The organism is Bhargavaea cecembensis (assembly GCF_000826125.2).
In the GTDB taxonomy this organism is placed as follows: domain Bacteria; phylum Bacillota; class Bacilli; order Bacillales_A; family Planococcaceae; genus Bhargavaea; species Bhargavaea cecembensis_B.
In genome coordinates this window covers 107936-121976 of record NZ_LN651371.1, presented here as the reverse complement: position 1 = coordinate 121976, position 14041 = coordinate 107936, and the positions used below count along the sequence as shown (strand labels likewise).

Genomic DNA, 14041 nt, shown 5'->3' with positions numbered 1-14041 from the left:
AGTGTAACTGGAAGCCAGCTGCACTCACCGCCTGATTGTTTCGACTGTGGATCTAGGTGAATTTTCCTGTGGTTACTCGTAAAATAGAGGAATGTGAATGAGACCGGAATGCATCAAGATGATGGAGCCCAATAACAAGAGCGCACTGGGTGCATGTTATTGACTTTTCACCGAATCCACGAAATGCTTGGCATCAATCATCGACATGCCTCTTGTCTCTCTCAAGAATTTCACGGTTTTAACGTCGCCGACGGTATCGATTTTTTCTCTTACCAATTTGATCAGCTCTTGATCTTTTTCATAGGGCAGGGCTCGTTTTTTCTCTGCCTGCAAGATCTTGATTCTCTTGGATTGGCCGAAAACGATAAGCAGAAGTCCAATATTTACCAACAATGAGGCGAACAGGGGAAGTTCCATGAAGTCAAACCCTTTCATTTTCGTATTTACATATCTGAATTTGTTCACTGCTATTCTTTACGATTTGGCTCCTCAATAGGTTTCAGCTCACCGACAAAGCTGGCCAAAAAGAAAGCCCCTGTTCAGGAGCTTTCTCGGTCCATATACGTATCAGGCAGCTGCATTACGGCATGCCTCTGCACATTTCATGCAGGCTTCCGCACACTTCTGGCAGTGCTCATGGTCGTGCTTCTTGCATTCATTGCCGCAGGCTTCGCAGATTTCTGCGCACACTTTGGCGAGCTGCGCAACGAACGGGGAGTTGCGGGAAATGGCGGATTCCAGATAGCTGCACATGTCCGCACATTCGCGGTCGAGCCGGATACACTCGGCCATCATCTTGACGTCTTCTTCTTTTAGGCAGGCGTCAAAGCAGTGATTGCAGGCTTCCATGCATTCATGGAGTACACTGAGAAGTTCCTGGTACTGTTCGTGTGGCATTGGATCGACCTCCTGTTGAATTTGTCTACAATGCTAGTCTTCCCGATGAGCGGGGAGCGAAACAGAGACTATGTAGGAAGGACAGGAAAGGACATACGATGAAATTCCGAGAAGGGGCTGCACCAAGATGAAAAGAAAAGATTGGATCACCATGTTCATCCCGTTTGGAATGATGATCGGCACTGCGGCCGGTGTGCTTTTGGGGATATTCATGGAACCGGTTTCCCGAGTATTCGCCATCGCATTAGGATCCGGAGCGGGACTGATGCTGGGAATTGTCGCTTTTGGAGTGTTCCAAGGGGAGCAAAAAAAGTAAGGGGGATGGGCGCATGGATAAAAAGAGGATCGCGGCTCTGGCCATAGTCCTGGTCCTTACTGTCGGCTACTACCTATATGACCATTCCAAGAAAACAACTTATGAAGAATTGATCGCAGACCTCATCGGTGAGAATGAACAAGTTGAGCGAATTTTGGTTTACAGCGATATTCCATATATAACGAAATCTGTTCATACAGAAATCAAAAGCGAGGCATTGATTGAAAGGTTTTTGACGATCCAAATGAAAATGAAGGAGATCTCGACGTATGAACTGCCACTCATCACCAGCACGATGGTGTTTGAAACTGACCAGGGAACCTACAATATGGGCTTTGATGGGAACAGCGTGATGATCGGTTCCAATCGATACAAGATTACAGATGATTATATAAACGCGGTCGAGATGATCTTGTTTTCCGAGAATTTGAAATGGGAAGTAACGGAGTATACACCGTTTGATTGGCATTAATGTAAGGCTCGATACAATTTCTTCGCGCGACTGACCAAGCAAGAAAGATTACTGTGAAATTGAGGTGACAGATATGGAAAAAGGGAGTGTTGGGACGGCTCTGTTTACCGGTGTATTTGTAGGTGTGATCATGTTTCTTTATTATTTTCTTGTACCTGATACCAACTTTTTTATTACGGCCGTGGTGGCTGGAGTCTCAGCGTGGATCGGAAGCTTGATCGGGAATAAGCTGTTCCCGAATAAACAGTAAAGAACCGGAACAACTGCAAGGTTCGCCAGGCTGGAATGCCGGGGAGACATAAGGTGAAAAGGAGGATTCTCAATGGACACACTGTCGATCCGTGAACTCAAAACCGACAAAGAAATACTGGAAGCGTTTCCCGTAATGAATCAATTGCGCACGCATCTTGGTGAAGAAACTTATCTTGGTCTGGTGACAGAGGCGATGCAGAGGGACATGTACAGATTGTTTGCGCTGTATGATCAGGGGAATCTCGTGGCGGTTACCGGATTCAAGCCGATGATCACTCTTTATTACGGGCGGTTCGTATGGGTATGTGACTTGGTGACGGATGAAACCAGACGCTCAACCGGGTACGGCGAAAAGCTTCTTTCCTATGTGCATGACTGGGCAGAGAATAACGGCTATCAAAGTGTTGCCTTATCGTCGGGACTGCAGCGAACCGACGCCCATCGGTTCTACGAAGAAAAAATGGGATATGACAAGGTCAGCTATGTCTTTAAGAAGACACTGGATTTGTAGGCGCATAATGACTTGTCACGCCTTTTTCATTTGGAAATAAAAAGCACCCGTCCCGACGGGTGCTGGTTATCGCATACATTCCGCTTTCACAGGATCACCGGCAGTTCCTTCACGCCTCTCACGATCATGCCCGGCCGCCACTCCAGCTCGTCAGGCACTGTCCCCAGGCGGCTCTCCGGAAAGCGGTTGAAGAATGAGCTGATGGCAATTTCGCCTTCCAGGCGGGCAAGCGGGGCGCCGAGGCAGGTGTGGATGCCGAATCCGAATGCGAGGTGGACGCTTTTCTTCCTCGTGATGTCAAAGACTTCCGGATCGTCGAACTTTTCCGGGTCATGGTCGGCAGAGTTCAGGATGATGATGACGAGGTCGCCTTTCTTCATCAGCTGTCCCTTGAACTCCAAATCCTCACCGGCCCATCTGGACGTGCTGAACTCGACGGGCCCGTCAAAGCGGAGGATTTCCTCGACCGCCTTCTTGATCAGGTCCGGCTGTTCCTTCAGCAGCTTTAGCTGGTCCGGGTGCTGCAACAACGTCATGACGCCGTTGCTGATGAGGTTCACCGTCGTTTCATGGCCGGCGATGATGAGCAGCGAGACGACGCCGTACAGCTCCTGCTCGGTCAGCCGGTCGCCTTCTTCTTCGGCGATGATGAGCCGGCTGATCAGGTCGTCGGCAGGATGCTCCCTCAGCATCGCGAACCGCTTCCCGAGATACTCCACGAACGCCTGCATATGCTGTCCGATATCGCCGGCGTAGTCTCCGCCCGAACCCTCGATCATGGCGTTGGACCAGATCCGGAAATTGTCCCGGTCTTCTGCGGGAATGCCGAGGATTTCGCAGATGACGATGATCGGGAGCGGGAAGGCGAGTTCATCGATCAGGTCGACGCGTTCTTTTCCCTCCATCTCATCGAGCAGCTCATCGGCGATTTCCTGGATGCGGTCCCGCATGCCGTTGATCATCTTCGGGGTGAATGCGCTCGACACGAGATTCCGAAGCCGCTTATGCTCCGGCATGTCCGCAAACAGCATGTTCTGCGTGAACACGCTTTTGTATTCGGGAGAGCCTCCGTAGAGCTTGGAGAAATCCTTGATGAACCGCGGCTCCCGCAATGCCTCTATGGCATCCTCATAGCGCGTGATGAACCAGGCACGGTTGCCGTCGGGCAGGATTTTGCGAAAGACGGGGGCCTCGTCGCGGAGCGCAGCATACGCGGGATAGGGGTTTTTCCGGAATGCGTCGGTGAACATGGATTCCTGGATGGATTCGATCGGATTCATGTCGTTCTTCCTCCTCTGGGCTTGATCCTTCTTTATAAATTCCCTCTTACTTGCTCCGCTAATCTACCATACATAGCCACCGGTCTGTGAACATAATGATGAACACCTCCACCTGTCCGCTTTTTTGATCAGCCTGTCGGTCGGCATGATCTACCGGATTGCCGTGAAGGAGATTTACCCCGAAGCCGTCCGTCATTCGTCGAACGCGTACAGCCTGTGCGTCGCCGTCCTTTCTTTCTTGCTGATGGGCCTGTACCTGCTCCTGATTTGAATAAAACCTGCATACCCGACGGCTTTGCTCTGCGCGCCGGCCGGGTATTCTTTTTGGAATCAAAGATTGATTATCGGCTGTAGCGATTTTGATTCTATATTGTTATACTATTCAAATAGTATAGACAAATTCGAAGGGGGACGGGGACATGTTTGCTGCATTGACACCGATGGACTGGAAGCGTAGGGCGCTGAAGTATTACCCAGAGAAGGTCGCCGTGATCGACGGGGACAAGGAATTCACTTACAAGGAATTCGGGGAGCGGGCGGACCGGCTGTCGGTTGCTCTTCAAGAGGCGGGGATCCGCGAAGGGGACCACGTGGCGGTCATGCTGCCGAACACCCACTACATGCTCGAGTGCTTCTACGGCATCTGCCAGATGGGCGCGGTCATGGTGCCGCTCAACTACCGGGTCACCGCATCAGACATGGAATACATCATTAATCACAGCGACGCGAAGATGCTCATCGTCGACGAGGAGTTCAGCGCGCCGATCGAGGAGATCCGGGACCGGCTTTCGCTCGAGAAGATCATCGTCGTTGAAGTGGAAGGCGAGACGAATGGACTGGCTGCGGTCGATTATGAAACGTTCATCCGGGAAATTCCGGAGGATGCGCCTGTTCCGTACGCGGAGATCGACGAAAACCAGCTCCTGACACTCAATTACACGAGCGGCACAACGTCGAGGCCGAAGGGCGTCATGCTGACGCACCGCGGCAACTATCTGAATGCCGCCAACTTCATGTATCACCTCGGGGTCCATCATGATGACGTTTACCTGCACACGCTTCCGATGTTCCACGCGAACGGCTGGGGCGGCGTCTGGGCGATCACGGCGACGGGCGCGACCCATGTATGCCTCCGCAAGGTCGTCCCGTCCGTCATCCTCGACTTGTTCGAAGACAGGAAGATCAGCCTGCTCTGCGGCGCGCCGACCGTCGTCAACATGCTCGTCAACGAACCGAAAGCGCAGGAAGTGGAGCTCTCCGTGAATCCGCGCATGGCGACGGCCGGATCGCCGCCTGCCGCTGCCCTCATCGGACGTGCGCAGGACCTGCTCGGCCTCAACATGATGCACGTGTACGGCCTGACCGAGACGTCGCCGTTTATCCTGTACAATGAATGGAAACAGGAATTCGACGACAAGACGGCCGACGAACAGGCGATGATCAAGGCGCGCCAGGGCATCGAGCTCGCCTTCAACGGCGAGACGAAAGTTGTCCGCGAAGACGGCACCGAAGTCGACTGGGACGGCCAGGAACTCGGCGAAATCATCACACGCGGAAACGTCGTCATGGACGGCTACTACAAAGATCCGGAAAAGACCGCCGACGCCATCAAAAACGGCTGGTTCCATACGGGCGACCTCGCCGTCACTTACCCGGACGGCTACATCGAAATCCGCGACCGTGCGAAAGACATGATCATCTCCGGCGGCGAGAACATCTCCTCGACCGAAATCGAAGGCGTGCTCTACCGCCACCCGTCCGTCATCGAAGCCGCCGTCATCGCGGTGCCGGACGAAAAGTGGGGGGAAGTGCCGAAGGCGATCGTCGTACTCAAAGACGGCCACTCCGCAACGGAAGCCGACATCATCACCTACTGCCGCGACAACATGGCCCACTTCAAGGCACCGAAGTCGGTGGAGATCGTCGATGAACTCCCGAAGACCGCAACGGGCAAACTCCAGAAGTTCAAGCTCCGGGAGATGTTCTGGGAAGGGGCAAGGAAGGTGAACTGATTTCGTGGAAAGACGATGCCTGCAGCGGCATCGTCTTTTGCTGAATAAAGGGCGAGTGAGGCGTTACAGTTGGGAGATGCGGAAGCCGACGATCTGATTCACATTGACGTGATTTGGACGGGGTCACTTGATGTCATGGCGTTGTGGCGCGTCACGCTGAATATCTATGAAGACTGATGTTCAACAACCGGGCCGATTTGCAGGGAAGCAAGGTACTGTTTTTAAGGGGAGATACGGATGATTTTACGTTCAGGAATTACTGGGTTTCTACCAGCGCCATCAATTAAAGAGAGCGAGTTTAAGGCAGTTTGTTATTCATTATTGGATTCAGATGAAGTGGAAGTTGTTGAAACCCAAGGTTTTGTGAAGAGTTTTTACGAATGTATCATTAACGTGAAAAATAAAAGGGTTCACGTCCTTCTTAACAGCCAATATCCATTCGTTGCGTTTACATCTTCCCGTCAAGCAGATGAACGTAACTTTCCTTTCAATGATGATATTGAGCTATCAAATATCTTCAGTCCGTATTATAAAGTATTATGTTTTGAACAGCTGAACGAGCCTGTAAAGTATCGGCAGCAAGGTAAAAACATTATCATCGAAAATGAAAATACCTTACATCAAGCCGAATTGAAACAAGCTGCCTATTGGAAACCAAAAACGGTTGGAGAAATTATATTTAATTATTGGGATTAAGTTTTATGTTGTTGACGCTTTCGCGCCCGAGTGTGTCGCTTATGATCATCATCCCTCCCAAAGCTCCTGATTCAATTGAAAAACCGCCGGGACGGCTTGTCCGGCGGTTTCTTCTATCTTGTTTTATTTCCCCTTGAACTCCGGCTTCCGCTTTTCGGCGAACGCATTCAGTGCCTCGATCCGGTCTTCGGTCGGGATTGTCACTTCGTATGCCTTCCGCTCGATCGCGAGGCCGGTCTGCAGGTCGGCGTTCATGCCGTTCTTCACGGCGAACTTCGCCTGCTGGAGGGCGACCGGGCCGTTGGCGAGGAGGCTGTCGGTGAGTTCGCCCGCCGTCTCCCAAAGGTTGTCCGGGTCGGCGACTTTTGTGACGACGCCGTAGCCGTATGCTTCTTCGGCCGTCATGCGCTTGGCCGTCAGGATGAGCTCGAGCGCCTTCGCCTCGCCGATGAGCCGCGGGAGCCGCTGCGTGCCGCCTGCCCCCGGGATGATCGCGAGTCCCGTTTCGGTGAGACCCATCTTTGCTTCAGAGGAAGCGATGCGAAAGTCACAGGCGAGCGCGAGCTCCATCCCGCCGCCGAATGCGAAGCCGTTGATCATGGCGATCGTCGGCTGCGGCAGCTTCTCGATCATCGTGAACACTTCGCCCATTTTGTACAGATTGCGCTTCACCTGCTCGTCGGTGAGCGTCTTCCGTTCCTTCAGGTCGGCGCCGACGCTGAAGGCGCGCCCGTTTCCGCCCGTGAGGAGAACAACGCGGATGTCCGGGTTGATGCGGACCGATTCGATCACCTGGCCGAGCTCTGACACCATGTCATAGTTGAATGCATTCATCGAAGACGGGCGGTCGAGCGTGATGATGCCGAGATGGCCCTTCTGTTCATAGCGAATTGTTTCCATGTGAAATTCCCCCTTATGAAATCCCCCGTTTCGTAAAACATACCATGACGCGCCAAAATTCGCCACCAGGCGGGAGAAAATGGCCATTGCATACATGCCCGGAGTTGGGGTAAGATATAAATACGAACAGACGTTCTTTTCTTTCTGAAGAAAAGGAGGAAGGGATCATGCCGCTCATTCCGTCGGAGGCGCTGCCCCATTTTGAAAACCTGATCTACCTGCCGATGCTGCTCATCATCCTGGAGCGCGACAAGAAGGCATTCGAAACAGGCCCGTTCAAGCTCAAGCGTCCGTACCTCGCCATGGTGGCGGAGGCCGAAAAGCTCGTGCAGAAGGACCTGAAAGAATCCCGCCTGTACATGCGCCGGCGCTCGATGAAGCTCATCAAGGGCGATCATGACGACATGTTCACGGAATATGTATTCATTCACGAAGGATATGAAGACCGCCGCCGCTATCTCAACGTCCGTCTGAGAAACCGGTCGGAGGAGCTGCTAGGAGTTTACCTGACGATGGGGGACCGGGCGATTTGTCTTTGAGGAGGATCAGGTGAACTCCCGGTTGAATCCGGGATGCCGCAAGAAATACTGCATGCGCGAGAACTTCTTGTCGAGGCGGCAGGCGAGCGCGTATTGTCTGTTCATCGTCTGGACAGACACATCCGTTTCGATGATGTTTCCATTTTCGAGCCGGATTTCACAGCCGGCGGAGTCTCCCCAATAATCATCGACGCCGTGGAGGGCGATCCAGATGTTCGCCTCCGACTGCGGCGAGAGCGTGGGCATCAGAATGCAGGGCATCCCGAGGTCCTGAACGATGAGCACCGGCACTTTATGATGGTTTCCGATGAGCCGGCTTGAAGTTTGGACGGCCTGGCGCAGTGTGGTGCCGTACAGTTCACACGATTTCTTGAGATTATAGAGCGGCCTTCTTTCCAGCAGAAATTGTTCTTTTTTTTCGGTAACGATCGTGTACGGCTTTCCATCCACTTTGGTCGGCTCCAGAGAAAGTGTATCGAAGGTGATAAAGTACGGAGATGACAGTTTTTTGATTTCCATGCCCGCGCCCCCTCAAACGTTCATTGTATATCCTATTGTAGCTGAAACTGGGATTAAGACAAGACTTATTTCTTACTCTTTGCAATAAAGCGCGAATGTTGAAATTTCTAAAAAAGGAGTTGCATCCACCGCCTCCCTGCATATATAATAGGAAAAAGAGCCAGGTGGTGAAGGGAATGGAACAGTATTATTCGTACGCAGAGTTTTTGAAGGCCGTCGGCAAGGGCAGGGCGAGCCAGGGGGAGCAGCTGCTTAATGACATTTACATGGATCTGTTCCTCAAGCATGTGCACCGCGACCAGATGAGGAACCGTCTCCTCGGCTTGATCGACGAGGCGCTCGACCGGAGAGATAAAGCCGGTTTCCTCGACTACACCGCTCAATTGAAGACCCTCGATGACGACCTCGTCACGGGGAACTGACACGCCGCAACCCATTGGAGGAACGACCGTTGAAGCCAAATGAAGATCCGGAACCGTCCGCATGTCAGGGAATGATGCCCTGGGAGCGGGCGGTTTTGCGTTCGCTGTTTTTAAGCGGATTTTCCGGGCGCATATCCAACCTGCGGAAACGCCCAGTGCAGGGGGGGCAACCGAAACAGAAGATGCGATTGGAGGCCAACTCGCGTCACTCGCGACCAAACTTGCGTCACTCGAGCCCCAACTTGCGTCACTCGCAGCCGAACTCGCGTCACTCATGCTCCTCCCACCCCGAACCTCCCTCAAATTTCCCCTTGCATTTCCTGCTGTTCCCCTCATTAAAACACCTGTTCGCTTTTTGTTCGTGAAACGAAGGGGAATATGGTAGGATAGTGACACAATGAACGTGAAAACCGGAAGGGGACAGACCATGGTCCGATCATTTGATTTACAGGCACCTTACACGCCTCAGGGTGACCAGCCGAAGGCGATCGAGCAGCTTGTCGGCGGGCTGAAGGCGGGACGGAAGCATCAGACGCTGCTCGGGGCGACCGGAACGGGGAAGACGTTCACCGTTTCGAACGTGCTCACCGAAGTGAACAAGCCGACGCTCGTCATGGCGCACAACAAGACGCTCGCCGGGCAGCTGTACAGCGAGTTCAAAGAGTTCTTTCCTAATAATGCAGTCGAGTATTTCGTCAGTTTCTACGATTATTATCAGCCGGAGGCGTATGTGCCGCAGACGGATACGTTCATCGAGAAGGATGCGAGCATCAACGACGAGATCGACAAGCTCCGCCACGCGGCCACGTCTGCTTTATTTGAGCGCAATGACGTGCTCATCGTGGCGTCGGTGTCGTGCATCTACGGCCTCGGGAATCCGTCCGAGTACGGGGACATGCTCGTGTCGCTGCGGACCGGCATGGAGATCAGCCGCAACGAGCTGCTCCGCAGGTTCGTCGACATCCAGTACACGAGAAATGATATGAACTTCACGCGCGGGACGTTCCGCGTGCGCGGGGATGTCGTCGAGATCATCCCGGCTTCGCGCGATGAGCGTTGCATCCGGATCGAGTTTTTCGGCGACGAGATCGACCGGCTGCGCGAAGTCGATGCGCTGACGGGCGAGATCTACGGCGACCGGGACCACGTCGCCATCTTCCCGGCGTCCCACTTCGTCGCGCGGGAAGAGCGGATGGTGAAGGCGATCGCCAACATCGAGGTGGAGCTTGAGGAACAGCTGAAGGTCCTCCGCTCCCAGGACAAGCTGCTCGAAGCCCAGCGGCTGGAGCAGCGGACCCGCTATGACATCGAGATGATGAAGGAGATGGGGTTCTGCTCGGGGATCGAGAACTATTCCCGCCATCTGAACCTGAAGCCGCCGGGTGCGACGCCGTATACGCTGTTCGACTATTTTCCGGACGATTTCCTTCTCGTCATCGATGAAAGCCACGTGACGCTCCCGCAGATCCGCGGGATGTTCAACGGGGACCAGGCACGCAAGCAGGTGCTCGTCGACCACGGGTTCCGCCTGCCGTCCGCGCTCGATAACCGTCCGCTCCGGTTCGAGGAATTCGAGAACCGCGTCCACGAGGCGATCTACGTCTCGGCGACGCCGGGGCCCTACGAGATCGAGCATACGCCGGAAATGATCGAGCAGATCATCCGGCCGACCGGTCTCCTCGATCCGGAGATCGACGTCCGCCCGATCGAAGGACAGATCGATGACCTGATCGACGAAATCCAGGAGCGGGTGGCGAAAAATGAGCGCGTGCTCGTCACGACGCTCACGAAGAAAATGTCCGAAGACCTCACCGATTACCTGAAAGAGGCCGGCATCAAGGTCAACTACCTCCACTCGGAGATCAAGACGCTTGAGCGGACCGAGATCATCCGCGAGCTCCGGCTCGGCACGTATGATGTCCTCGTCGGGATCAACCTTCTGCGGGAAGGGCTCGACATTCCCGAAGTGTCGCTCGTGACGATCCTCGATGCGGACAAGGAAGGGTTCCTCCGCTCCGAGCGCTCGCTCATCCAGACGATCGGCCGCGCCGCGCGGAACGCGAACGGCAAGGTCATCATGTACGCGGACCGGATGACCGATTCGATGCGGGCGGCGATCGACGAGACGAAGCGCCGTCGCTCGATCCAGATGGAATACAACAAACAGCACGGCATCACGCCGCAAACGATCCAGAAGCAGATCCGCGACTCGATCCGCGCGACGCACGAATCCGAGGAAACGGTCACCTACGTGGAGAAAGTGACGAAAGGCAAGAAGCTGACGAAAGAAGAGAAGGGCAGCCTCCTTGCTTCGCTCGAGAAGGAAATGAAAGACGCGGCGAAGGCGCTCGATTTCGAACGGGCCGCCGAACTCCGCGATACGATACTGGAACTGAAAGCAGAGGGGTGACAAACGGATGAAAAACCAGGAAATCGTCGTTCAGGGGGCGCGTGCGCACAACCTGAAGGACATCAATGTGACGATTCCTCGCGACCAGCTCGTCGTCATGACGGGGCTGTCGGGGTCCGGGAAGTCCTCGCTCGCATTTGACACGATCTACGCGGAAGGCCAGCGGAGGTACGTCGAGTCGCTGTCCGCCTATGCGCGCCAGTTTCTCGGCCAGATGGACAAGCCGGACGTCGATGCGATCGAGGGGCTCTCGCCGGCCATTTCGATCGACCAGAAGACGACGAGCCGGAACCCGCGGTCGACGGTCGGGACGGTGACGGAGGTATACGACTACCTTCGTCTCCTTTATGCCCGTGTCGGGAAGCCGGTCTGCCCGAACCACGGGATCGAGATCTCTTCCCAGACGGTCGAGCAGATGGTCGACCGGATCATGGAACTGCCGGAACGGACCCGGCTGCAGATTTTGGCGCCGGTCATCTCCGGACGGAAAGGGACGCACGCCAAGCTGTTCGAAGACATCAAGAAACAGGGGTACGTCCGCGTCCGGGTCGACGGCGAGATCTACGACCTGGACGACAACATCGATCTGAATAAAAACAAAAAACACGACATCGAGGTCGTCATCGACCGGATCGTCGTGAAGGNCTGATCGACGAAATCCAGGAGCGGGTGGCGAAAAATGAGCGCGTGCTCGTCACGACGCTCACGAAGAAAATGTCCGAAGACCTCACCGATTACCTGAAAGAGGCCGGCATCAAGGTCAACTACCTCCACTCGGAGATCAAGACGCTTGAGCGGACCGAGATCATCCGCGAGCTCCGGCTCGGCACGTATGATGTCCTCGTCGGGATCAACCTTCTGCGGGAAGGGCTCGACATTCCCGAAGTGTCGCTCGTGACGATCCTCGATGCGGACAAGGAAGGGTTCCTCCGCTCCGAGCGCTCGCTCATCCAGACGATCGGCCGCGCCGCGCGGAACGCGAACGGCAAGGTCATCATGTACGCGGACCGGATGACCGATTCGATGCGGGCGGCGATCGACGAGACGAAGCGCCGTCGCTCGATCCAGATGGAATACAACAAACAGCACGGCATCACGCCGCAAACGATCCAGAAGCAGATCCGCGACTCGATCCGCGCGACGCACGAATCCGAGGAAACGGTCACCTACGTGGAGAAAGTGACGAAAGGCAAGAAGCTGACGAAAGAAGAGAAGGGCAGCCTCCTTGCTTCGCTCGAGAAGGAAATGAAAGACGCGGCGAAGGCGCTCGATTTCGAACGGGCCGCCGAACTCCGCGATACGATACTGGAACTGAAAGCAGAGGGGTGACAAACGGATGAAAAACCAGGAAATCGTCGTTCAGGGGGCGCGTGCGCACAACCTGAAGGACATCAATGTGACGATTCCTCGCGACCAGCTCGTCGTCATGACGGGGCTGTCGGGGTCCGGGAAGTCCTCGCTCGCATTTGACACGATCTACGCGGAAGGCCAGCGGAGGTACGTCGAGTCGCTGTCCGCCTATGCGCGCCAGTTTCTCGGCCAGATGGACAAGCCGGACGTCGATGCGATCGAGGGGCTCTCGCCGGCCATTTCGATCGACCAGAAGACGACGAGCCGGAACCCGCGGTCGACGGTCGGGACGGTGACGGAGGTATACGACTACCTTCGTCTCCTTTATGCCCGTGTCGGGAAGCCGGTCTGCCCGAACCACGGGATCGAGATCTCTTCCCAGACGGTCGAGCAGATGGTCGACCGGATCATGGAACTGCCGGAACGGACCCGGCTGCAGATTTTGGCGCCGGTCATCTCCGGACGGAAAGGGACGCACGCCAAGCTGTTCGAAGACATCAAGAAACAGGGGTACGTCCGCGTCCGGGTCGACGGCGAGATCTACGACCTGGACGACAACATCGATCTGAATAAAAACAAAAAACACGACATCGAGGTCGTCATCGACCGGATCGTCGTGAAGGATGACGTCGGCGCGCGCCTGGCGGATTCGCTCGAGACGGCGGCTTCGCTTGCCGGCGGCCGTGCGCTCATCGATGTGATCGGCGGGGAGGAGATGCTCTACAGCGAGCATCACTCCTGCCCGGTGTGCGGATTCTCGATCGGCGAGCTGGAGCCGCGGATGTTTTCATTCAACAGTCCGTTCGGCGCCTGCCCGGAATGCGACGGTCTCGGCGTGAAGCTCGAAGTCGACCCGGACCTGGTCATTCCGGACAAGTCGCGGTCGCTCGACGACCATGCAATCGCGCCGTGGGAGCCGACGAGCTCGCAGTACTATCCGGAACTTCTGAAGACGGTCGCCAAACATTACGGCATCCCGATGGACGTGCCGGTGAGCGAGATCCCGAAAGCCCAGATGGACAAGATCCTCTACGGCTCCGGCAATGACAAGATCCGCTTCCGGTATACGAATGAATGGGGCGTGACCCGGGATAACCATATCCATTTCGAAGGCGTGCTCCGGAACGTCGAGCGGCGTTACCGCGAGACGACATCGGACTATATCCGCGAGCAGATGGAGAAGTACATGGCCGAGCGTCCTTGCCCGGTCTGCAGCGGCTACCGGCTGAAGGAGGAGTCGCTCGCCGTGAAGGTGGCGGGCCTCCATATCGCCCAGGTGACGTCGTTTTCGATCACGGATTCGATGGAGTTCTTCCGATCGCTCCAGCTGTCCGAAAAAGATGAGCAGATCGCACGGCTCATCCTCCGGGAGATCAACGAACGGCTCGGCTTCCTCGTGAATGTCGGGCTTGATTACCTGACGCTCTCCCGCGCGGCGGGCACGCTGTNGGCCGCCGAACTCCGC

General features: G+C 55.2%; 14 protein-coding genes and 3 pseudogenes. 12 read left to right on the top strand and 5 right to left on the bottom strand.

Annotated elements, in window-relative coordinates:
- Positions 1 to 156: 156 nt before the first annotated feature.
- Complete coding sequence (locus BN1189_RS01070; RefSeq protein ID WP_040224747.1) at positions 157 to 417, bottom strand: hypothetical protein; 261 nt, start codon at positions 415 to 417, stop codon at positions 157 to 159.
- A gap of 150 nt (positions 418 to 567) precedes the next feature.
- Positions 568 to 897: a four-helix bundle copper-binding protein gene (locus BN1189_RS01065; RefSeq protein ID WP_040224746.1), complete on the bottom strand. Its 330-nt coding sequence runs from the start codon at positions 895 to 897 to the stop codon at positions 568 to 570.
- A gap of 127 nt (positions 898 to 1024) precedes the next feature.
- Here BN1189_RS01065 and BN1189_RS01060 point away from each other — a divergent pair, with 127 nt between their 5' ends.
- From BN1189_RS01060 to BN1189_RS01050, 3 genes are all read left to right on the top strand, one after another.
- Positions 1025 to 1213 carry a hypothetical protein gene (locus tag BN1189_RS01060; protein WP_040224745.1) on the top strand — a complete coding sequence of 63 codons (189 nt, stop codon included), beginning with the start codon at positions 1025 to 1027 and terminating at the stop codon, positions 1211 to 1213.
- Positions 1214 to 1226: 13 nt separating this feature from the next.
- On the top strand, positions 1227 to 1685 hold the full coding sequence (locus BN1189_RS01055; protein ID WP_040224743.1) for a hypothetical protein: 459 nt from the start codon (positions 1227 to 1229) through the stop codon (positions 1683 to 1685).
- Positions 1686 to 2007: 322 nt separating this feature from the next.
- Complete coding sequence (locus BN1189_RS01050) at positions 2008 to 2448, top strand: GNAT family N-acetyltransferase (RefSeq protein ID WP_040224741.1); 441 nt, start codon at positions 2008 to 2010, stop codon at positions 2446 to 2448.
- Positions 2449 to 2534: 86 nt separating this feature from the next.
- Here the strand turns inward: BN1189_RS01050 and BN1189_RS01045 are convergent, their stop codons facing one another.
- Positions 2535 to 3728 (bottom strand): cytochrome P450 family protein, encoded by a 1194-nt coding sequence (locus BN1189_RS01045; RefSeq protein ID WP_040224740.1) that lies wholly within the window; start codon positions 3726 to 3728, stop codon positions 2535 to 2537.
- A 124-nt stretch (positions 3729 to 3852) separates the two neighbouring features.
- On the opposite strand from BN1189_RS01045, the gene BN1189_RS15915 reads away from it, so the two are divergent.
- From BN1189_RS15915 to BN1189_RS01035, 3 genes are all read left to right on the top strand, one after another.
- Positions 3853 to 3999: a hypothetical protein gene (locus BN1189_RS15915; RefSeq protein WP_179860872.1), complete on the top strand. Its 147-nt coding sequence runs from the start codon at positions 3853 to 3855 to the stop codon at positions 3997 to 3999.
- A 148-nt stretch (positions 4000 to 4147) separates the two neighbouring features.
- Positions 4148 to 5740, top strand: coding sequence for a long-chain-fatty-acid--CoA ligase (locus BN1189_RS01040; RefSeq protein WP_040224739.1), 1593 nt, complete (start codon positions 4148 to 4150; stop codon positions 5738 to 5740).
- 237 nt (positions 5741 to 5977) lie between these two features.
- Positions 5978 to 6436: a hypothetical protein gene (locus tag BN1189_RS01035; protein WP_040224737.1), complete on the top strand. Its 459-nt coding sequence runs from the start codon at positions 5978 to 5980 to the stop codon at positions 6434 to 6436.
- 123 nt (positions 6437 to 6559) lie between these two features.
- Here BN1189_RS01035 and BN1189_RS01030 read toward each other — a convergent pair whose 3' ends face one another.
- Complete coding sequence (locus BN1189_RS01030; RefSeq protein WP_040224735.1) at positions 6560 to 7336, bottom strand: enoyl-CoA hydratase-related protein; 777 nt, start codon at positions 7334 to 7336, stop codon at positions 6560 to 6562.
- A 167-nt stretch (positions 7337 to 7503) separates the two neighbouring features.
- Between BN1189_RS01030 and BN1189_RS01025 the strand changes: the two genes are divergently transcribed.
- Positions 7504 to 7875 carry a hypothetical protein gene (locus BN1189_RS01025; RefSeq protein WP_040224734.1) on the top strand — a complete coding sequence of 124 codons (372 nt, stop codon included), beginning with the start codon at positions 7504 to 7506 and terminating at the stop codon, positions 7873 to 7875.
- A gap of 6 nt (positions 7876 to 7881) precedes the next feature.
- Here the strand turns inward: BN1189_RS01025 and BN1189_RS01020 are convergent, their stop codons facing one another.
- Positions 7882 to 8394: a competence protein ComK gene (locus BN1189_RS01020; protein ID WP_040224732.1), complete on the bottom strand. Its 513-nt coding sequence runs from the start codon at positions 8392 to 8394 to the stop codon at positions 7882 to 7884.
- A 176-nt stretch (positions 8395 to 8570) separates the two neighbouring features.
- Here BN1189_RS01020 and BN1189_RS01015 point away from each other — a divergent pair, with 176 nt between their 5' ends.
- The 5 genes and pseudogenes from BN1189_RS01015 to BN1189_RS00995 form a co-directional block, all read left to right on the top strand.
- Positions 8571 to 8816 carry an IDEAL domain-containing protein gene (locus tag BN1189_RS01015; protein ID WP_040224730.1) on the top strand — a complete coding sequence of 82 codons (246 nt, stop codon included), beginning with the start codon at positions 8571 to 8573 and terminating at the stop codon, positions 8814 to 8816.
- Positions 8817 to 9243: 427 nt separating this feature from the next.
- A complete protein-coding gene (gene uvrB, locus BN1189_RS01010; protein WP_040224728.1) occupies positions 9244 to 11226 on the top strand; it encodes an excinuclease ABC subunit UvrB in 1983 nt (660 codons plus the stop codon).
- 7 nt (positions 11227 to 11233) lie between these two features.
- Positions 11234 to 11869, top strand: a pseudogene (locus tag BN1189_RS01005) (excinuclease ABC subunit UvrA); the annotation flags it as partial.
- Positions 11866 to 12555, top strand: a pseudogene (locus tag BN1189_RS01000) (helicase-related protein); the annotation flags it as partial. The pseudogenes BN1189_RS01005 and BN1189_RS01000, both read left to right, overlap by 4 nt.
- 7 nt (positions 12556 to 12562) lie before the next feature.
- Positions 12563 to 14035, top strand: a pseudogene (locus BN1189_RS00995) (excinuclease ABC subunit UvrA); the annotation flags it as partial.
- Positions 14036 to 14041: the final 6 nt, after the last annotated feature.

Excerpts from the sequence above, each read along its gene's own strand:
- BN1189_RS01015 (WP_040224730.1), top strand. The coding sequence starts at position 8,571 with ATGGAACAGTATTATTCGTACGCAGAGTTTTTGAAGGCCGTCGGCAAG.
- BN1189_RS01065 (WP_040224746.1), bottom strand. The coding sequence starts at position 897 with ATGCCACACGAACAGTACCAGGAACTTCTCAGTGTACTCCATGAATGC.
- BN1189_RS01040 (WP_040224739.1), top strand. The coding sequence starts at position 4,148 with ATGTTTGCTGCATTGACACCGATGGACTGGAAGCGTAGGGCGCTGAAG.
- BN1189_RS01025 (WP_040224734.1), top strand. The coding sequence starts at position 7,504 with ATGCCGCTCATTCCGTCGGAGGCGCTGCCCCATTTTGAAAACCTGATC.
- BN1189_RS01060 (WP_040224745.1), top strand. The coding sequence starts at position 1,025 with ATGAAAAGAAAAGATTGGATCACCATGTTCATCCCGTTTGGAATGATG.
- BN1189_RS01035 (WP_040224737.1), top strand. The coding sequence starts at position 5,978 with ATGATTTTACGTTCAGGAATTACTGGGTTTCTACCAGCGCCATCAATT.
- BN1189_RS01030 (WP_040224735.1), bottom strand. The coding sequence starts at position 7,336 with ATGGAAACAATTCGCTATGAACAGAAGGGCCATCTCGGCATCATCACG.
- BN1189_RS01045 (WP_040224740.1), bottom strand. The coding sequence starts at position 3,728 with ATGAATCCGATCGAATCCATCCAGGAATCCATGTTCACCGACGCATTC.
- BN1189_RS01050 (WP_040224741.1), top strand. The coding sequence starts at position 2,008 with ATGGACACACTGTCGATCCGTGAACTCAAAACCGACAAAGAAATACTG.
- BN1189_RS01070 (WP_040224747.1), bottom strand. The coding sequence starts at position 417 with ATGGAACTTCCCCTGTTCGCCTCATTGTTGGTAAATATTGGACTTCTG.
- BN1189_RS01055 (WP_040224743.1), top strand. The coding sequence starts at position 1,227 with ATGGATAAAAAGAGGATCGCGGCTCTGGCCATAGTCCTGGTCCTTACT.
- uvrB (WP_040224728.1), top strand. The coding sequence starts at position 9,244 with ATGGTCCGATCATTTGATTTACAGGCACCTTACACGCCTCAGGGTGAC.
- BN1189_RS01020 (WP_040224732.1), bottom strand. The coding sequence starts at position 8,394 with ATGGAAATCAAAAAACTGTCATCTCCGTACTTTATCACCTTCGATACA.